This window comes from Pseudomonas sp. ML2-2023-6, assembly GCF_037055265.1.
Taxonomy (GTDB): domain Bacteria; phylum Pseudomonadota; class Gammaproteobacteria; order Pseudomonadales; family Pseudomonadaceae; genus Aquipseudomonas; species Aquipseudomonas kulmbachensis.
This window is the reverse complement of the sequence record NZ_CP146347.1, coordinates 3,844,644-3,861,577: the sequence shown is the minus strand read 5'-3', so window position 1 is coordinate 3,861,577 and position 16,934 is coordinate 3,844,644. Positions and strand designations below refer to the sequence as shown.

The 16,934-nt window shown below is 57.6% G+C and carries 21 protein-coding genes and 1 tRNA gene; 7 read left to right on the top strand and 15 right to left on the bottom strand.

What is annotated here, in order from left to right:
- The first annotated feature begins 196 nt into the window (after positions 1–196).
- Complete coding sequence (locus V6L79_RS17760) at positions 197–1,393, top strand: amino acid aminotransferase (protein ID WP_338579272.1); 1,197 nt, start codon at positions 197–199, stop codon at positions 1,391–1,393.
- Between the two features lie 65 nt (positions 1,394–1,458).
- Positions 1,459–1,534: transfer RNA gene (locus tag V6L79_RS17755), tRNA-Asn, on the top strand.
- Between the two features lie 148 nt (positions 1,535–1,682).
- Here the strand turns inward: V6L79_RS17755 and V6L79_RS17750 are convergent.
- The 3 genes from V6L79_RS17750 to aroE form a co-directional block, all read right to left on the bottom strand.
- Positions 1,683–2,057, bottom strand: a complete 375-nt coding sequence (locus V6L79_RS17750) for a DUF1640 domain-containing protein (protein WP_321833628.1) — start codon at positions 2,055–2,057, stop codon at positions 1,683–1,685.
- A 184-nt stretch (positions 2,058–2,241) separates the two neighbouring features.
- The gene (locus V6L79_RS17745) at positions 2,242–3,684 is read right to left on the bottom strand and encodes an MFS transporter (RefSeq protein WP_261738644.1); all 1,443 of its coding nucleotides are present in this window, start codon (positions 3,682–3,684) and stop codon (positions 2,242–2,244) included.
- Positions 3,685–3,744: 60 nt separating this feature from the next.
- Positions 3,745–4,560 carry a shikimate dehydrogenase gene (gene aroE / locus V6L79_RS17740; RefSeq protein WP_338579271.1) on the bottom strand — a complete coding sequence of 272 codons (816 nt, stop codon included), beginning with the start codon at positions 4,558–4,560 and terminating at the stop codon, positions 3,745–3,747.
- Here aroE and V6L79_RS17735 point away from each other — a divergent pair.
- Positions 4,559–4,750, top strand: coding sequence for a hypothetical protein (locus V6L79_RS17735; protein ID WP_338579270.1), 192 nt, complete (start codon positions 4,559–4,561; stop codon positions 4,748–4,750). The genes aroE and V6L79_RS17735 overlap by 2 nt on opposite strands.
- A 27-nt stretch (positions 4,751–4,777) precedes the next feature.
- Positions 4,778–5,473 carry an HAD-IA family hydrolase gene (locus V6L79_RS17730; RefSeq protein ID WP_261738641.1) on the top strand — a complete coding sequence of 232 codons (696 nt, stop codon included), beginning with the start codon at positions 4,778–4,780 and terminating at the stop codon, positions 5,471–5,473.
- A 93-nt stretch (positions 5,474–5,566) separates the two neighbouring features.
- On the opposite strand, the gene V6L79_RS17725 is transcribed toward V6L79_RS17730, so the two are convergent.
- On the bottom strand, positions 5,567–6,448 hold the full coding sequence (locus tag V6L79_RS17725) for a dihydrodipicolinate synthase family protein (protein WP_338579269.1): 882 nt from the start codon (positions 6,446–6,448) through the stop codon (positions 5,567–5,569).
- Positions 6,449–6,474: 26 nt separating this feature from the next.
- On the bottom strand, positions 6,475–7,257 hold the full coding sequence (locus V6L79_RS17720; protein ID WP_261738639.1) for an aldolase: 783 nt from the start codon (positions 7,255–7,257) through the stop codon (positions 6,475–6,477).
- 160 nt (positions 7,258–7,417) lie between these two features.
- Between V6L79_RS17720 and V6L79_RS17715 the strand changes: the two genes are divergently transcribed.
- Positions 7,418–7,960: a helix-turn-helix domain-containing protein gene (locus tag V6L79_RS17715; RefSeq protein ID WP_261738638.1), complete on the top strand. Its 543-nt coding sequence runs from the start codon at positions 7,418–7,420 to the stop codon at positions 7,958–7,960.
- Between the two features lie 42 nt (positions 7,961–8,002).
- Here V6L79_RS17715 and V6L79_RS17710 read toward each other — a convergent pair whose 3' ends face one another.
- Positions 8,003–8,473: an FAD/FMN-containing dehydrogenase gene (locus V6L79_RS17710; protein WP_261738637.1), complete on the bottom strand. Its 471-nt coding sequence runs from the start codon at positions 8,471–8,473 to the stop codon at positions 8,003–8,005.
- Positions 8,474–8,623: 150 nt separating this feature from the next.
- Between V6L79_RS17710 and yghX the strand changes: the two genes are divergently transcribed.
- Positions 8,624–9,508, top strand: a complete 885-nt coding sequence (yghX, locus tag V6L79_RS17705) for a YghX family hydrolase (RefSeq protein WP_261738636.1) — start codon at positions 8,624–8,626, stop codon at positions 9,506–9,508.
- A gap of 4 nt (positions 9,509–9,512) precedes the next feature.
- On the opposite strand, the gene V6L79_RS17700 is transcribed toward yghX, so the two are convergent.
- The gene (locus V6L79_RS17700; protein WP_261738635.1) at positions 9,513–9,695 is read right to left on the bottom strand and encodes a DUF1289 domain-containing protein; all 183 of its coding nucleotides are present in this window, start codon (positions 9,693–9,695) and stop codon (positions 9,513–9,515) included.
- 3 nt (positions 9,696–9,698) lie between these two features.
- Positions 9,699–10,070: a hypothetical protein gene (locus tag V6L79_RS17695; protein ID WP_261738634.1), complete on the bottom strand. Its 372-nt coding sequence runs from the start codon at positions 10,068–10,070 to the stop codon at positions 9,699–9,701.
- A gap of 408 nt (positions 10,071–10,478) precedes the next feature.
- Between V6L79_RS17695 and mqo the strand changes: the two genes are divergently transcribed.
- The gene (gene mqo, locus V6L79_RS17690; protein ID WP_261738633.1) at positions 10,479–12,125 is read left to right on the top strand and encodes a malate dehydrogenase (quinone); all 1,647 of its coding nucleotides are present in this window, start codon (positions 10,479–10,481) and stop codon (positions 12,123–12,125) included.
- A gap of 80 nt (positions 12,126–12,205) precedes the next feature.
- On the opposite strand, the gene V6L79_RS17685 is transcribed toward mqo, so the two are convergent.
- The 7 genes from V6L79_RS17685 to V6L79_RS17655 all read right to left on the bottom strand — a co-directional run bounded on the left by V6L79_RS17685 (position 12,206) and on the right by V6L79_RS17655 (position 16,850).
- A complete protein-coding gene (locus V6L79_RS17685; protein WP_261738632.1) occupies positions 12,206–13,057 on the bottom strand; it encodes a CAP domain-containing protein in 852 nt (283 codons plus the stop codon).
- Positions 13,058–13,106: 49 nt separating this feature from the next.
- On the bottom strand, positions 13,107–13,787 hold the full coding sequence (locus V6L79_RS17680; protein WP_261738631.1) for a GNAT family N-acetyltransferase: 681 nt from the start codon (positions 13,785–13,787) through the stop codon (positions 13,107–13,109).
- A gap of 114 nt (positions 13,788–13,901) precedes the next feature.
- The gene (locus V6L79_RS17675; RefSeq protein WP_261738630.1) at positions 13,902–14,456 is read right to left on the bottom strand and encodes a UPF0149 family protein; all 555 of its coding nucleotides are present in this window, start codon (positions 14,454–14,456) and stop codon (positions 13,902–13,904) included.
- A 34-nt stretch (positions 14,457–14,490) separates the two neighbouring features.
- Positions 14,491–14,847 carry a hypothetical protein gene (locus tag V6L79_RS17670; RefSeq protein ID WP_261738629.1) on the bottom strand — a complete coding sequence of 119 codons (357 nt, stop codon included), beginning with the start codon at positions 14,845–14,847 and terminating at the stop codon, positions 14,491–14,493.
- A gap of 124 nt (positions 14,848–14,971) precedes the next feature.
- Positions 14,972–15,373, bottom strand: a complete 402-nt coding sequence (locus V6L79_RS17665) for a type II toxin-antitoxin system PrlF family antitoxin (protein ID WP_261738628.1) — start codon at positions 15,371–15,373, stop codon at positions 14,972–14,974.
- 26 nt (positions 15,374–15,399) lie between these two features.
- The gene (locus tag V6L79_RS17660; protein ID WP_321833605.1) at positions 15,400–15,855 is read right to left on the bottom strand and encodes a GNAT family N-acetyltransferase; all 456 of its coding nucleotides are present in this window, start codon (positions 15,853–15,855) and stop codon (positions 15,400–15,402) included.
- A gap of 17 nt (positions 15,856–15,872) precedes the next feature.
- Positions 15,873–16,850, bottom strand: coding sequence for a threonine dehydratase (locus tag V6L79_RS17655; protein ID WP_338579268.1), 978 nt, complete (start codon positions 16,848–16,850; stop codon positions 15,873–15,875).
- Between the last annotated feature and the right edge of the window lie 84 nt (positions 16,851–16,934).

Here is a 16,934-nt window from a genome sequence, read left to right as displayed (position 1 = left end):
TGACACAGCCGTCCTGGCAAAGATTGAAATTGGACCAGTGGCCTGAAAATAAACTGAAATACTTGGTCAAAACAGGGATTAGCCTGTTGCCCCAATCCTGATCGGCCTTATACTTGCTCCCCGTTTGTGCACCGCTCTAGTGCAATCGGCTGGAGCGTTGTTCCCCCTCCATTTTCCATTCAGAGCCGCCGTAATAATGAGCCTGTTCTCCGCTGTCGAAATGGCACCACGCGATCCTATCCTGGGCCTCAACGAAGCATTTAACGCCGATACTCGTACCAGCAAAGTGAATCTGGGGGTCGGTGTTTACTGCAACGAGGAGGGACGAATTCCGCTCTTGCGTGCCGTTGTCGAAGCCGAAACGATTCGGGTTGCTCAGCATGCGTCGCGCGGCTACTTGCCGATCGATGGTATTGCTGCCTACGACCAAGCTGTGCAGAAACTGCTGTTCGGTGCCGAGTCGCCATTGCTGGCTGCTGGCCGAGTGATCACCACTCAAGCCGTTGGCGGTACTGGCGCGCTGAAAATCGGTGCTGACTTCCTCAAGCAACTGCAGCCAAATGCTGTTGTGGCTATCAGCGATCCAAGCTGGGAAAACCACCGCGCGCTGTTCGAAACCGCGGGTTTCCCGGTGCAGAACTACCGCTACTACGACGCTGCCAGCCATGACGTAAACCGTGCCGGTATGCTCGAAGACCTCAATGCCTTGCCAGCCGGTTCCATCGTGGTTCTGCACGCATGCTGCCATAACCCGACCGGTGTCGACCTGACTCCGGCTGACTGGCAGAACGTGCTGGACGTGGTCCGGGCCAAGGGCCTGATCCCGTTCCTCGACATGGCCTACCAGGGTTTTGGCGACGGTATCGCTGAAGACGCCGCTGCAGTGCGCCTGTTCGCTGATTCGGGCCTGAACTTCTTTGTTTCCAGCTCGTTCTCCAAGTCGTTCTCGCTGTATGGCGAGCGCGTTGGTGCACTGTCGATCATCACCGAGTCCAAGGAAGAGAGCGCGCGCGTTCTGTCCCAGGTCAAACGTGTGATCCGTACCAACTACTCCAACCCGCCGACCCACGGTGCAACCATTGCCGCTGCTGTGCTCAACAGCCCGGAATTGCGCGCAATGTGGGAAGAAGAACTGGCAGAAATGCGCCTGCGTATTCGTGGCATGCGCCTGCAAATGGTTGAGCTGTTGTCGAAAAAAGCGCCTGGGCATGATTTCAGCTTTGTGGCGCGTCAGCGCGGCATGTTCTCGTACTCCGGCCTGACCGTTGAACAAGTGACGCGCCTGCGCACCGAGTTCGGAATCTACGCCCTCGACACCGGCCGAATCTGCGTTGCTTCCTTGAATCAGCGCAACATTGAAGCGGTAACCGATGCCATTGTTCAGGTGATCTGAATAATGCACTGAGAAGTCATCGAAAGTGTTGACTTCTCTTTTTATATCAGTAAGATAGACGCCATTCCGCGATAGCTCAGTTGGTAGAGCAAATGACTGTTAATCATTGGGTCCCTGGTTCGAGTCCAGGTCGTGGAGCCAGATAGTAAAAAAGCCGCTAGCGATAGCGGCTTTTTTTTGCTTGAAATTTGGCGAGTGATTGCCATTGGCTGCTTCCTGGCCGCCATGCAAGATGGCTTCGCCCGAGTTTTTATGCGCAAGTCGTTTGAGATTTGAGGGTCAAAGCCCATTAGGCCAGGAACGCCTGACTCAGATACTCATATGCCAGTTTGATTGCAGGCACACTGATACAAATAAAGATGATCCCGAATTGCCAGTGAACAATTTTATTCTGGGCTTCAAGCGCAGAAATGGACGACCTTGATTCAGCGCCTTGGTCCTTGATAGAGGATCGAAGTTCAGCGCTCTGCTCCCTGATCAGAACACGTAGTTCAGCGCCTAACTCTGAAATGGAGGCTTTGAGGTGCTGCTCTGTTTGCAGCAGATCAGACTTTGATGCGAGCTTTTCCACATCTATCTCCCAGGCATCAACAACGGCCTTGGCTTTGTTCGAGGGCATGCTGATCGATGTCAGCGCGTCATATAAGGTGATCGACAGTTTCATTTCGCCTCCTGCGATTGGTAACTGATGCAAGGCCTCCAGATGATGGTAGGGGCTGGTCCAGATCGGATGCTCGACTAAAACTCAAGACAATACAGTCAGCCGTTTCTTGTAGTTATGTCAGTCTTCGGTGAGTTCCAATAAAAAGCCGCTGGCAATAGCAGCTTTTTTACAGGCGGTTCGAGTCTTACCTTGGCAACGATTGCCCAACCGGCTGCGGCGCCACGCTCTGTGCACTATGAGCGGGCATCATTTCCCAGGCATCGCGAGGCTCGTCCAGGTCGCGGTTGAGGGTTTCCGGGGTTTTGAAGGTGGTGTACAGGGTGATCAGCGTCAGTAGCGACAGGTAGCAGGCAATCGGCAGCCAGGCACCAATCCCGGCGCTGGCGTCGCCATCGTGGTTGGCCACGACCAGCGCAATCAGCCCGGCGCCAATCAGCGGTGCAATGCCTCCGGCGATTACGGCCGAGGCTTCCCGGGCGATGGACACGCCCATGTAGCGGTGACGCGAGCCAAACAGTTCAGGCATCAGCGCCGCTTGGGTGCCGAACATGCCCCAGGTGCCTATGCCCAGAGCGATGGAGATGGCAATGATGCTCGCAACCACATTGCCCTGGCTCAATACCCACCACACCGGGAAGGCCAGTGCCAGTTGCAGGAAGGCGAAGGCGCGGTAGACCACCACACGACCAAAGCGGTCGCTGAGTTTGCCGGCAATCGGCACGGTCAACGCGCCCAGGCTGGCGGCGCAGATCAGGGTCAGTACGCCCACGGGTCCTTGCAAGCCAACCACGCCAACGATGTAGCTCACCGCCAGGGCTTGGTAAATTGAAGAGCCGCCGTTTTCTCCCAGACGCAGGCCGATGCCGAGCAGCAAGGTTGGTTTGGAGTGTTTCATTGCGCTTTTGAGGGGGTTTTCGCAGACGCGCTTGAGCGCCTTCAGGCGGATAAAGGTCGGCGATTCCTTGAGTGACAAACGCATGTACAGGCCCAGCGCAACGATGACCACGCTGCTGAAAAACGGTATCCGCCACAGTCCGCTCTCCAGCACGTTGTCACTGCTGCTGATCACCATGAAGTACACCAGTGCTGCGAGGATGGTGCCCAGTTGAATACCAAGGAACGGCAGGGCTGCGTAGAAGCCGCGTCGGCCCTCGGGGGCGTATTCAGTCATCATCACTGCCGCACCGGCCTGTTCGGCACCTGCGCCCAGCCCTTGAAGCAGGCGCAGAACCACCAGCAGTACCGGGGCCAGATAACCCACCTGATTGAAGGTGGGCAGGGCGCCGATCAGGGTGCTGGAAATACCCATCAGCAGCACCGTGGATGTCAGCACGAATTTGCGCCCCACACGGTCACCGATCATGCCGAACAGCACACCGCCGAGCGGGCGTATGGCAAAGCCCAGGAAGTAAGTGCCGAAGCTGGCAATCAGGCTCATGGTGCGGGTCTGTTCCGGGAAGAACAGCGGCCCGAAGATCAGTGCCGCGGCCAGGGTGTAGAGGGCGAAATCGTAGTATTCCAGAGCACTGCCCAGGGAGCAGGCCCAGGCGGCGCGGTGCAGGTCTTTCTTGTGTTCTTGCGTTTCGGGGACCAGGTCAATATCAGATGGAGAATGATCGTGAGTCATGTTGGTACCTTCTGGTAGGTGCCTTTACGGCATCTTGTTATTGATAGGCAGCAGGGTTACTTACAATTTCAGCCTCTGGATTTCCTGGAGCATGGCTTGCTCCATGATGTCGATGGGCGCGTCCTTGCCGGTGTACAACTCGATTTGCCGACATGCCTGATGCACCAGCATGCGTGTGCCTGAAACGGTGCGGCAGCCTAGTGCGGCGGCTTGCAGCAGCAGGGCGGTGTGTGCCGGCATGAACGCCACATCCATGACAATCAAGTGGCTGGCCAGCAGGCCGTCCAGCGGGTTGCTGTCGGGTTGCTTGAAACCCACGGAGGTGGCGTTGATTACGATGTCAAAATCCTGGGCCGAGAATGCCTCAATGCTACCGCCCCATTGCGCGCCCAGATCCGCGGTCAGCGCCTTGCCTCGTTCGCTGCTGCGGTTGAATACCGTGACCCGGGCAGCCGCTTGCAGGCAGCCGTAGACCACGGCTCGAGCCGCGCCACCAGCACCGATCACGGCAATCCGTTGGTTGTTCAGTTCAGTGATTTCCTGCAGGGCGCGCACCGCACCCAGGTAGTCGGTGTTGTAGCCGGTCAGCACGCCGTCAATATTATTGATGGTGTTGACCGCACCAATCACCAGGGCGGATTCGTCGATCGCATCCAGATGTTCCATCACTGCCGTCTTGTAGGGCATGGACACGTTCATGCCGCGTACGCCCAGCGCCCTGATGGCCGCCACGGCTGCTCCTGGGTCTTCGACGCCAAAACATACAAAGGTGTAATCCAGGCCCAGGGCGGAGTAGGCCGCGTTATGGATTTTTGCGGAGAGGGAAAATGGCGAGCCCATGATTGAACCGCACAGGGTTGGCAGGGATTGGGGCATGCGTGCCTCCTGGTTTTGGATTTATGAGTGGGGCAATAACCCCACTTTCAACCCCTACCGGGCATACGCGCCAATCGTATATGGTGATCCCGTGATCACGGATATTGATCACCCTCGCGTGGAAGGCGATTTTGCGAATGCAGTGCTGATGTGGCTGGCATTCATGCATGCCGGGCCGTTATTGTGCTGAATCCTTCCTGCCAACGGATCTGTTGAGATGAGTGCACCGCGTGTTGCTGTCGGCCCGATCAAGGCCGTGATTTTTGATATGGATGGGTTGCTGCTGGATACAGAAGGCATTTACACCGAAGTCACGAAGATCATCGCCGAGCGTTATGGCCGCGTATATGACTGGAGTATCAAGCAACACATCATTGGCCGTGGCGCTTTGGACCTTGCCGAGTTTCTGGTTAAAGCCCTGGATTTGCCGATCACCGCGCAAGAGTTTCTGATCGTTCGTGAGCCGCTGCTGAGTGAGCGTTTCCCCAAGGCCGCAGGCATGCCGGGCGCCGAAGCGCTGGTGCGGCATTTGAAGGCACACAACATCCCGATTGCCGTGGGCACCAGTTCGTCGCTGCATTCCTTTGCCCATAAGACCACCTTGCACGGCGAGTGGTTTGACCTGTTCGACACCATCGTCACCGCTGACGACCCTGAAGTCGGTGCCGCTAAACCCGCGCCGGATATCTTCCTGACGGCAGCGCGGCGTCTGGGGGTGGCGCCGCAGGAGTGCCTGGTATTCGAGGATTCGCCCTTTGGTGTGACTGCCGCAAAAGCTGCAAATATGACCGCCATTGCCGTACCTGACGAAGCTATGGCCGACAGTAAGTACCACCATGCCGATCAGATCATTCGCCAGCTGGCCGACTTTGATCTGGCGGCATACGGCTTGCCGTCGATAAACAAACGGTAGTGGCTGGTGTAGGAACGAGTCTGCAATCGACTGCGCAGCAGTCAAGTGTTTCAAGCGGTCTTACGATTGCAGCCTCGCTCCGCTTCTCAGCGGTTACGCGCCGATCATGGCTCGCAACTGTCTGCTGGCGGCGTCACTCAACGGTGAAACCGGCAAGCGCGGGTTGCCGACATCCAGCCCGATGCTGCGCAAACCGGCCTTGATGGTTGCTGGCAAGCCACCCTTGAGGATGAAATCCAGCAGCGGCAACTGGCGATAGAACAGCACCCGGGCCCGCTCCAGATCATTGGCCAAAATGGCGGCATACAACTCCAGGTTAAGCGTTGCAATCAAGTTAGGGGCAGCGGTACACCAGCCCTTGGCGCCTGCGGCAAAGGCTTCCAGTGCCATCGGATTGCAGCCATTGAAGAACGGCACCTGGCCTTCACTCAGCTGTTGCAGGCGGTGCATGCGCTGGATATCGCCGGTGCTCTCCTTGACCATGGTGACGTTTTCCACGGCATTGAAAATTCGCAGGATCAGCTCTGGCGACATGTCGGTGCCGCTGGTGGCCGGGTTGTTATAAACCATGATCGGCAAATCGATGCTGTCGCCGATAGCCTGGTAATGGGCCAGGATTTCAGCTTCGCTGAGCTTCCAGTAGGACGTGGGCAACACCATGACCGCATCGGCGCCCCTATCCTGGGCAAAGCGCGCACGGCGGATGGCTTTTGCCGTGGTCAGATCTGAAACGCTGACGATGGTCGGGATGCGTTTGGCCACGTGCTGGGTGCTGAACTCGCACACCTGGTCCCATTCGTAGTCACTCAGATAGGCGCCTTCGCCCGTGCTGCCCAATGGCGCGATGGCATGTATGCCGCTGTCGATCAGGCGGTCGATGGAGTGCCCAAGGGTATCCAGGTCCAGTTGTTCGCCGTCAGTGGAAAAAGGGGTGATGGTGTAGCCGATGATGCCGTGGATATCAGGGGTCAACATATCAATGTCCTTGGGCGAAAGTGAGGTCAGTTCAGGCAGTCGGCATGACGACGAAGGTTTTGCCGTGCGTAGTAATTGAATGCGGCAGTGTGACGCTTGGGTCTGGCAATCCAGTCATGGGCTTCGCGGCCCAGTTCGGGCTGGATCGGCTTGATTTCACCTGCAGCCATGGCCAGTAACTGCAACCTGGCAGCCCGCTCTATCAGTTGCGCGATCACGCAGGCTTCTTCAATGCTGGCGCCGGTCGACAATTGGCCGTGATGGGAAAGCAGCACCGCCCGTTTGTTACCCAGCGCACCGGCAATCAGCTCGCCTTCCTCATTACCCACTGGTACGCCCGGCCAGCCTTCGAGGAACGCGCAGTCGTCATACAGCGGGCACAGGTCCATGTGCGAAATCTGCAGTGGAACTTCCAGCATCGACAGCGCGCTGACGTGGGTCGGATGGGTATGAATGATGCAGTTCACGTCAGGGCGGGCCCGGTACACCCAGCTGTGAAAGCGGTTGGCCGGATTGGGCATGCCGTGGCCTTCAAGCACTTCCAGATCTTCATTGACCAGCAGCAAATTACCCGCACTGATTTCATCGAAACCCAGGCCCAATTGCTGGGTGTAGTAGGTGCCGGGGTGCGGGCCGCGGGCAGTGATTTGCCCGGCAAGGCCGGAATCGTGACCGTTCTCGAACAAAATTCGGCAGGTAAGTGCCAGCTTTTGCCGGTCGGTCCACGTATTATCCGCCAGGGTCTGCTGCATCTGATTCAGCGCTTGCTTGACCAACAGGTCCTTGGGGAGTGTTAGTGTCTTGCCCATATTTGGTGTCCTCTGATGCGTTCAATAAGCGTCGAGTACGCGGTTCACTCATTTCCGGGGAGGGCGTGGGTGAACGCAAATGACACGAAAGATCCTATATGACACTTTGTGTCATTGGCAAGTGTGCGTCGTTTCCTTTTTTGTGAGTTAGCTGTTCTTTATGTCTATCCGATTGAAATTATTGAGAAAAAAACTCGGAATGAGCCTAGAGGCTTTGGCTGAAAAATCCGGGATGACCAAGAGTTATCTGTCAAAAGTCGAGCGCGGGTTGAATACGCCGTCGATTGCGGCGGCTCTCAAGCTGGCCAAAGCGCTGAACGTGAAGGTCGAAGAATTGTTCAGCGAAGACAACGCACAACTCGATAGCTACAGCCTGGTTCGCAGCGATGAGCGTCAATCGTTGGCGGCCAATGACCAGAGCCTGGGTTATGCCGTGCTGGCCCGTCAGGTGGGGGAGCGCAGCATGCTGCCGTTCATGATCTACCCGCCGGCCGAGTTCATCGACAAGGCCTTCAAGGAGCACATGGGCGAAGAGTTCTTGTTTGTGCACGAAGGGCAGGTCGAAGTGGATTTCATGACTGAGCGCGTGCTGCTCAATCGTGGCGATGCATTGCACTTCAATGCGCAAAAGCCGCATCGCATTCGTTCGGTGGGCGAGCAGCAAGCGCAATTGCTGGTGGTGGTACACAGCGCGCAAGAATGAGGCGGGGAGGGGCTCAGTGACGTGATCACTGAGCCCAAGAGGTTATTGAGCCGGCAGTTTCTCCAGCGCTGCGCGCAATGCGTCAGCCGTGGCAAATTCCTGCTGTGAAACCAGCGTGCCATTGTCCAGTTGCAGCCACAGTACCTTGTCTTCTGCGCCCGGGTAGTTGGCGGCCACTTTACCGTCGCGGTCGAGTACCACGCGGTAGTTGTAGTCACGCATGGCCGGGATCGCGATGAACTTGCCGATCAGAGAAGGCATGCGCTGCACGTCGGCCAAAAAAACCACGTTGCGTGCTTCCAGATAGCCTTTGGCCTGGTTTTCCAGTGCAGCCTTGAGCAGTTTGGAGCCGTCCATGTTGCGCGCCACCAGCAGGACCTGGGTTTTTTCGTCCAGGGTGTAAGGCTGGTCGTGTTGATCCTGCAGGGTCCAGGGTGTCAGGCGTTCGCCGATATTCGCCGCCTGGGCCAGCATGGAACACGCGCTCAACAGCAGCACAAGTGCAATTCTCACCGTTTGATACCCCTTCAGTTAACAGTTCTGGCCTGACAGGTTTCAGGCATGACGTGCATGGTATCCCACGGCGTGAGGTAAAAGTTCTGAGACGCATTTAGCTACAAATTGCTCTATGGTTAAACGCAACCGGCCAAAGGAAATGCACTGATGACTCGTCTTACAGCGAAAGATTTTGCCCCTGAGCTGCTTGAACTTTACGACTACTATGCCCACGGCAAGATCAATCGCCGCGAGTTTCTTGATCGCGCCGCCCTGTTCACGCTGGGTGGTACGGCGCTTTCGGTGCTGACAGCACTAAGCCCCGATTACGCACTCGCCGAGCAAGTCTCTTTCACAGATCCGGACATCGTTGCCGAGTACGTCATGTATCCCTCGCCCAAGGGCAACGGTCAGGTGCGCGGTTATCTGGTGCGTCCCGCCAAGGCGGCAGCCAAGTTGCCGGCTGTGGTAGTGGTGCATGAAAATCGTGGGCTTAACCCGTATATCGAAGATGTCGCCCGGCGGCTGGGCAAGGCGGGGTTTATTGCCTTGGCGCCCGATGGCCTGACGTCTGTGGGCGGTTATCCCGGCAATGATGAGCAAGGCCTGGCATTGCAACAAAAGGTCGATCCGACAAAACTGATGAATGACTTTTTCGCGGCCGTGGAATGGTTGATGCAACACGACGCAAGCACCGGCAAAGTTGGCATTACCGGCTTTTGCTACGGCGGCGGAGTGGCCAATGCGGCAGCTGTGGCTTACCCGGAGCTGGGGGCAGCGGTGTCGTTTTACGGACGTCAGCCCGGTGCTGACGAGGTCAGCCGGATTCAGGCGCCGCTGATGTTGCACTACGCCGGGCTGGATACGCGGATCAATGAGGGCTGGCCGGCCTTTGAACAGGCGCTGAAGGCCAATGGCAAGGTATATGAAGCGCATATCTACCCAGGGGTAAACCACGGCTTTCATAACGATTCAACGCCTCGCTACGATGAAGCAGCGGCGACGTTGGCCTGGGACCGCACCTTGAGGTGGTTTGGCAAGTATCTGGCGTAAGGGCTTAGCCGTTCTTTTTACGCAGGCTCTTGAGTCGTGCACTGGCGCGCTGCACGGCGGCCATTTTTTCCGGGCGTTTCATGCTCCGCCACTTGCGGATGTCCTCTTTGGTACGACCGCAACTCACGCACAAGTCGCCACTTAACTGGCAAACCGCAATGCACGGGTTTTCAATGTCTTTTGCCACGGCTCAGCTGCGCCCCGACTGCTTCTGCGCCAGACGTTTTGGCCAGTTGCCGCCACAACTGCGCTGGCACTCTTCTTCGGAGTCGAAGTACACGTGGGCCGATGCATTACGCACCTTCACCTGCGCCTCAGCAAATGCCTGGGCTGTCAGCTCACCCATAAAGCGGGCCTCGCCATCAGCCAGGGCGAAATCCTTGCTGGCCTGCGTGTCGAAGATCCACACCACCTTCAGGCTGGCCGGGAAGGCCTCGTAGTCGACCATGTGCGTCAACCAGAGAAACCCCGGGATCTGCGTTTTGGCCGTTTCACAGGCTTCGGTCAGGGTAGTGATCAGGCGACGTTCAATCTGCGCCTGGGTGCGCTTGCTTAAAGACATGGGTGAATCCTGTTGATAGGCGGGGCAAAAGCGTGATTATACCTGACCTCGGGACGCCTGCTGCTTCGCCCAAAGTGCCACCTGAGGTAGAATGTCGCGGTTAGTCGGCTGGCCGCCCTGGATCGTCGTGTCCGCGCAAGTTCCCCGGAAGGAGCTGCGAGCTGGCTGGGCATCAAGGGAGTCGCATCTGCTGTACCAAAAATGTTACCCAAGCAGCTGAAGCCAAAACCAACAAGAGATCAGCGCCCAAGGTACATAAAGTGAGGTCTGTAACGTGCACAGGCCTTATATATCTGCCCGTTCAAGGTTTGAGGGTTGGCTCGATTGCAGGCGACAAGCCTGTGGTGAGTCGAGGGACTTCATGCTCTGCGTGCCGGGAAGATGGCGTTTTATCTTAGGTACTACAACATGTTTAAAAAAGTGAACAAGGGGCTTCTGGGCCTGGCGCTGACCATGGGGATTACCTCCGTGCACGCTGCCGAGCCTAAACACGTCGATGTGCTGCTGATTGGCGGCGGCATCATGAGCGCTACCCTGGGTGTCTGGCTCAATGAGCTGGAACCTGGTATGTCCATGGAGATGATTGAACGTCTCGATGGCGTTGCCCTGGAAAGCTCCAACGGCTGGAACAACGCCGGTACGGGCCACTCGGCTCTGGCCGAGTTGAACTACACGCCGGAAGACAAGAACGGCAACGTTGAAATCCCGAAGGCCATTGAGATCAATGAAGCTTTCCAGGTGTCGCGCCAGTTCTGGTCGTGGCAGGTCAAGAACGGCGTTCTGAAAGACCCGCGTTCGTTCATCAACTCCACTCCGCACATGAGCTTTGTGTGGGGCGATGACAACATCAAGTTCTTGAAGAAGCGCTACGAAGCCCTGCAGGCCAGCCCTCTGTTCGCAGGCATGCAGTACTCCGAAGACCCGGTGCAGATCAAGAAGTGGGTTCCGCTGATGATGGAAGGGCGTGACCCGAACCAGAAAGTCGCGGCGACCTGGTCTCCGATCGGTACTGACGTGAACTTCGGCGAAATCACGCGCCAGTTCGCGACCTACCTGCAGACCAAACCTAACTTCTCGCTGAAACTGTCGAGCGAAGTTGAAGACATCAAGCGCAATGAAGATGGTTCATGGCGTGTGGTCTACAAAAACCTGAAAGACGGCACCAAAACCGAAACCGACGCCAAGTTCGTGTTTATCGGCGCAGGCGGCGGTGCATTGCATCTGCTGCAGAAGTCCGGCATTCCGGAAGCCAAGGAATACGCTGGCTTCCCGGTTGGCGGCTCGTTCCTGGTAACCGATAACCCGACCATCGCCCAGCAGCACTTGGCCAAGGCCTACGGCAAGGCTTCGGTTGGCGCACCACCGATGTCGGTTCCGCACCTGGACACCCGCGTGCTGGATGGCAAGCGCGTTATCCTGTTTGGCCCGTTCGCGACCTTCTCCACCAAGTTTCTGAAAGAAGGCTCGTACTTCGACCTGCTGACCAGCACCACGACCCACAACATCTGGCCAATGACCAAAGTAGGTATCGAACAGTACCCACTGGTTGAATACCTGGCCGGTCAACTGATGCTGTCGGACGAAGATCGCTTCAACGCACTGAAAGAGTACTTCCCGAACGCCAAGTCTGAAGACTGGCGCCTGTGGCAGGCCGGTCAGCGTGTGCAGATCATCAAGCGTGACGAAGAGAAAGGCGGCGTGCTGAAACTCGGTACCGAGATCGTCAGCGCCAAAGATGGCAGCATCGCCGGTCTGCTGGGGGCATCCCCTGGTGCATCTACTGCTGCGCCAATCATGCTGACCGTGCTCGAAACCGTGTTCAAGGACAAGGTTGCGACCCCTGAGTGGCAAGCCAAGCTGCACCAGATCGTGCCGAGCTATGGCACCAAGCTCAACGGTGATCCTGATCGCGTTGCACAAGAGTGGGCCTACACTGCTGAAGTCCTGCAATTGACTCCGCCACCGGCGATCCCGGCTGCAACACACACTGCAACTCCTGCTGCTGCGCCGGCCAAGCCTGCGCCAAGCAACCCAGCGGCTGACATGGCGCTGTAAAAAAATAGCCCCACTCAACGCTGGTTGGGTGGGGCTACTTTTCTCGCATTATCTCCCTCGTATATCCCTCGCGTAACCCCTCACTGCGTCCCGAACAGGGCCGTCCAGTAAATCCCCGCGTCACTTTTAGGGTCTACCGCATAGGCTGCGCCCAACTCGCGAAACTCAGGGTTCATCACGTTGGCGCAATGGCCAGGACTGGCCAGCCAGCCATCGACCAGTTTGCGTGTGGTGTCTTGCCCGGCCGCGATATTTTCGCCGACCTGTTGCGCGTTATAGCCCGCCAACTCAACGCGATCTCCAGGGGTACTGCCATCGCGGCCCTTGTGATCGAAATAGTTGTTATTGGCCATATCTCGCGAATGGATTTCGGCGGCGGTTGCCAGTGTGGTATTCCATGCCAGCGGTGTGGTGGGGGCAAAGGTCCGGGTGCCGCATTGGCGAGGTTGGGTGCGGGCGCTGTTGAGCAGTTCAAGGACTTTCTGGCCCTCGGCCTGCCAGTCGCCCAAGCGAGCCGCAAGCAGCGGACGGGCCAGCACGATGCGCCAGTCGCGCTGGTCATGGCTGACGCCGATGTCGATGAATTGCGGGTCCAGCACCACGCGACAGAAGCTTTCCTGCACGGCTTTCATGGCGGCCTGAGCATCACGCGGCCCCGACAGGTTGATCGCCTGCACGTTGACCATCGGGTAGGCGGCCCGGCCCAGGGCTTCCTGCAAGTCACCGAAACTGCTGGCTGGCAGCACCAACCGGGTGTCCGCCGACAGTGGCGGCAACTCTTGCGAAGCCTGGCCCGCGCACAGCTGAATTTGGCTGCGGTAGGCGTTGATTGACTCAATCAGTTGCGACTCTTCGCTGGCCAGAGCGCAAGAGCTGAGCGCCAGTCCCAGGGTCAAGGCGCCGAGATGGGCCAGGGTAAAGTGAACACGCATATAGGTTCCCTCTAAGCGGAGTGTGCCCATGATGCGTTATTTCAGCTTTTTAGTCTTTTACCTGCGCCACAAAGGCTTTGGCCTTGGCCGTCAGTTGATCGATCTGGCGGTCGCGTTTTTTCTCGGCGTCGAGCATGGCCTTCTTGCCGTTGCGTTGCAGCAGGTAGGTATGGATCTGCCGCACTTCAGTGGAGTTATAGATCGGCGCAACATCGAGAATGCCCATCAGGCCATCGGTGCTGTGGTCACGGGTGTTCATCAGTACTTGCGGGCCGCGTGTGCCGATCACTTGCAGGCCCATGGCTTCAAACGCCGCGACTTTAGCCACGGAGCACGTCAGTTCGGTATGGGGGTAGCGGCGCACCACTTCCTGCACCATTGCCCGGATCACACCCAGGTGGCGATGGCTGGCCAGCTCTGCCATATAGGCGATGCCGCAGGCTTGCGGATCGTCCTTTACCGGCAAGTAGAGGGCGAAGCCGGTCACTTTTTGCGGGTCTTGCGCGTCAGTTGCAACGATCAGCTCAACCGCAATCCCCTTGGCCCCGCCGAGGGCTTGCAGGTACAGGTGCACTTCAAAGCCAATGGCATATTGATAAATGCTGTAGAGCAGATTGCTCGGCGCAATCTCCATCGCACTGATGTCGGTGAGATGGTCGACGACGAGCTGCATGATCTGGCTGTTGATCGGCTCGCTGACCGGGGTATCGAAATGGGTGAGGGTGGTCATGGGAGTCAAATCTCTGTAGCCGCTGTTGAGGAACGAAGGCTGCGTGCTTTTAAAGATCAAAAACTCGCAGCCCTCGTTCCTTGGCAACGGCTACATGGGTTGAATAGGTAATGGTTAACGCTGGCTCGACCAGAAGTCATGCAGTGCACGCGCCGCCGGTGCAATGGCTGCAACGCTTTGCTGATGAGCTGCCACGTCCAGATCTTCGGGCAGTTCAAAGTTGTCCTGCTCGGCGCAGTCTGCAATTGCTTGCAGAAGCAATGCTTGCGGTACGGGCAGTGCTGGCCAGTTGCAGATGGCTACCGCGCGGGTGTACCCAAAGCACCACTCTTCAGCCAGCGTCACCTGCTGGCCCAGATGCTCGGTCTGTTCGAAACGCGGCACGAATGCGTCGCTGTCTTCGGCCAGTTGCCGGGCGAGGGTGTTGATGTGGCGCACGCTCAACTCGATGAACTGCTTGGCCTCATCAGGGGTTTGCCAGGCCGGGTTCTGACCGCCCCAGATTGCCGGGAACCAGTCGGCAATATCCACCCGCGTCGGGCTCGAAACCAGAGCAGTGAAATAGCCGTCAAGTTCTGAAGGGTTGAGGACAGAGTGATCGTCGCCGTATTTGAGTAGCGTGTTTTCGATCGCTTCAAAGTCGCTGGCGTTCAGGGGTTGCGATTGCATGTTCGGGCTCCTTGGATGGGGCGGCAGTGCGAAGTCAGTCCACCGAAACGATAGACTCAAGCTCAAAATATTTGAACCCGGCCTTGGCCAGGGCTTTTTTGGCTTCTTGCTCTGCGTTGAATCGGCTCAGATCTTTGGAGTCATGCACAAACCGGGTTTCATCGCCGTCAAATACCTTGGTCACCCGCATGGTGACGCGAAGGATCGGCCCACTGCGTTTTTTCGCGACAGGTGACGATGCCTTGTCAGGTGCGGGAGCTTTCTTGGGAGCAGGCTTGGGGGCTGGCGTGATTTTAGCTGGAGCAGGTTCAATTTCAGGTTGAACAGGGGCAGCAGGCAGATCAAGGCCGAGCGCTCTGCGCATGTCGTCCTCGGTGAATCCGGCACTCATTGATAAGACTCTAATAATTTAAAAGACGCGCTTATAGGACAGCGCTTCGGGTTATGGCAAGAGAATTTATTGATATGCAGCAAAATATGACCTTTTTAGGGCTAAAGCCCTTGTTAGAGCGGATTCAGGTGTCGCGCAACAAGTCGTGGCCATCCAGCAATTTGTAGGCGATTTCAGGGCGTTTCTCCAAGGCCCGGCGGATGGCAGCCGGGATGGTCTGACGGGTTTTTCGGCACAGCCCCGGTTGCTCGGCAAGGCGGATGGTTATGCCGCGCATGGTGCGAACTTCAGTGATACCCGGGTCAATCAGCACTTCGATGCCCAATTGCTCATGCATGCGGCGCTGCATGTGTTCCAGATCGCTGAGGCTTTGAATATTTTCCAGGCGCTCCAGCAGTACCTTTTCGGCCTGACGCGTGAGGTTGAAAATGCGCAGGTCAGTATCGGGTGTCGCCAACAGCCGTTCCCGCTCGCAGATGCAGGCGCCGGGCGGGCAGGGTGAGCGGATCGCCACAGAAGGAGTCATGGAACTCAGCATAGCCGTGCCAGGATTCAGGCGTCCAGACTCAGTGCCATGATCACGGTGCGCTCGGCCCCGTGAAATTCATCGCGGACTTTGTGAAAACCCAATTGCGCATAGAACGATTGCGCCGTCAGCGAGGAGGGCACCCGCAGCTCTTCGAGCTGGGCCGAAACAGCGGCTTCCTTGAGGCGCGCCATCAATTGCTGGCCGATGCCCCGACCCTGATGGCGCGGGCTGACGAAAACGCTGCGCACCACCGCCTGATCCAGGCTTGCGGTGCCGACCACATGCTGTTCGACCACGGCCACGTACATCTGGCGCTGCTTCATCAGCCTCAGGATCGAGGCCGGGCAGAAGTTCTCTTCGACCTGGGCGATCACCTCGGGCGGATAATCCCGCGCATTGGATTCGTGCAAGGCGGCGATCACCACTTTGCTGATGGCTTGTGCGTCGCTCTCGATGGCGCGGCGAATCTGGCACTGCATACAGACTCCTTGTTCTTTTATGACTTGGCTGATGGGGCACAGTCTTCGGCCAAAATACTGGCATACAGCTGACGGTCAATATTGGCCCCGCTTAAAATGAGCGCAATCCGACGGCTTTGCTGGCGCGATTGTTCGCTGATCAATCCGGCCAGCGCGGCGGCACCCGCACCTTCGGCGGTGTTGTGAGTGGTTTCATGGTAGACCCGAATGGCGTGGGCGATCTCCTGATCGGTTACCCGGATAACCCGTGCCGCGCCCTTGGCAATTATCTCCAGCGCCTCAGGCAGCGGCTGACGACAGGCCAGCCCGTCAGCGAATGTATTGGCGGAGTCCGTGCAAACCAGGCGGCCCTGTTCGACACTTTGCGCAAAGGCATCGGCCTGGCTGGATACGACGCCGACAATCTCGGTCTTTAGACCCAACAGATCACGGGTCTGGATCAATCCGCAAATTCCCGAACCCATGCCGATGGGTACATACACCGTATCCAGTTCTTCCACGGCTTCCAGCAACTCCAGAGCATACGTGGCGACCCCGCGAATCAGGTCCGGATGGAAGGCAGGCACCAGATGCAACTGACGGGTTTGCGCCAGTGCTGCGGCTTCGGCCCGCGCTTCGTCGAAGTCCTTGCCGCACTCAATGACCGTCGCCCCCAGTGCCCGCATGGCGGCGTTTTTTTCCAGCGAGTTGCCTTCAGGTACCACGATACGGATCGACAGACCCAAGCTCCGGGCCGCGAGCGCCAGGCTTTGCCCATGATTGCCACGGGTGGCGGTGACCAGGCCTTTGATATGTGGCTCCCGAGCCAACAAACCCTGCACATATAACAAACCGCCACGTACTTTGAATGCACCGGTGGGGGTGTGGTTTTCATGCTTGACCCACACCGTGCAACCCATACGCTCAGCCAGCAAGGGCCAGGCCAGTTGCGGTGTGGGCGCCAGGGTCTGGTGTACGGTTTGTGCTGCAAGGCGAAGGGCATTCAAGTCAAACATGGCGCACCGTCATCGAGGGATTTGACTCGATTCTAGGCACAACGCATTGTATGGGCCGACCCTTATATTGCATGGCCGACAATA

Bases quoted from the DNA above. Each gene is read 5' to 3' on its own strand.
- V6L79_RS17670 (WP_261738629.1), bottom strand. From the start codon at position 14,847: ATGAGTGCCGGATTCACCGAGGACGACATGCGCAGAGCGCTCGGCCTT.
- V6L79_RS17730 (WP_261738641.1), top strand. From the start codon at position 4,778: ATGAGTGCACCGCGTGTTGCTGTCGGCCCGATCAAGGCCGTGATTTTT.
- V6L79_RS17725 (WP_338579269.1), bottom strand. From the start codon at position 6,448: ATGTTGACCCCTGATATCCACGGCATCATCGGCTACACCATCACCCCT.
- V6L79_RS17680 (WP_261738631.1), bottom strand. From the start codon at position 13,787: ATGACCACCCTCACCCATTTCGATACCCCGGTCAGCGAGCCGATCAAC.
- V6L79_RS17665 (WP_261738628.1), bottom strand. From the start codon at position 15,373: ATGACTCCTTCTGTGGCGATCCGCTCACCCTGCCCGCCCGGCGCCTGC.
- V6L79_RS17750 (WP_321833628.1), bottom strand. From the start codon at position 2,057: ATGAAACTGTCGATCACCTTATATGACGCGCTGACATCGATCAGCATG.
- mqo (WP_261738633.1), top strand. From the start codon at position 10,479: ATGTTTAAAAAAGTGAACAAGGGGCTTCTGGGCCTGGCGCTGACCATG.
- yghX (WP_261738636.1), top strand. From the start codon at position 8,624: ATGACTCGTCTTACAGCGAAAGATTTTGCCCCTGAGCTGCTTGAACTT.
- V6L79_RS17760 (WP_338579272.1), top strand. From the start codon at position 197: ATGAGCCTGTTCTCCGCTGTCGAAATGGCACCACGCGATCCTATCCTG.
- V6L79_RS17675 (WP_261738630.1), bottom strand. From the start codon at position 14,456: ATGCAATCGCAACCCCTGAACGCCAGCGACTTTGAAGCGATCGAAAAC.
- V6L79_RS17655 (WP_338579268.1), bottom strand. From the start codon at position 16,850: ATGTTTGACTTGAATGCCCTTCGCCTTGCAGCACAAACCGTACACCAG.
- V6L79_RS17715 (WP_261738638.1), top strand. From the start codon at position 7,418: ATGTCTATCCGATTGAAATTATTGAGAAAAAAACTCGGAATGAGCCTA.
- V6L79_RS17660 (WP_321833605.1), bottom strand. From the start codon at position 15,855: ATGCAGTGCCAGATTCGCCGCGCCATCGAGAGCGACGCACAAGCCATC.
- V6L79_RS17745 (WP_261738644.1), bottom strand. From the start codon at position 3,684: ATGACTCACGATCATTCTCCATCTGATATTGACCTGGTCCCCGAAACG.
- V6L79_RS17720 (WP_261738639.1), bottom strand. From the start codon at position 7,257: ATGGGCAAGACACTAACACTCCCCAAGGACCTGTTGGTCAAGCAAGCG.
- V6L79_RS17685 (WP_261738632.1), bottom strand. From the start codon at position 13,057: ATGCGTGTTCACTTTACCCTGGCCCATCTCGGCGCCTTGACCCTGGGA.
- aroE (WP_338579271.1), bottom strand. From the start codon at position 4,560: ATGCCCCAATCCCTGCCAACCCTGTGCGGTTCAATCATGGGCTCGCCA.
- V6L79_RS17695 (WP_261738634.1), bottom strand. From the start codon at position 10,070: ATGTCTTTAAGCAAGCGCACCCAGGCGCAGATTGAACGTCGCCTGATC.
- V6L79_RS17735 (WP_338579270.1), top strand. From the start codon at position 4,559: ATGCGTGCCTCCTGGTTTTGGATTTATGAGTGGGGCAATAACCCCACT.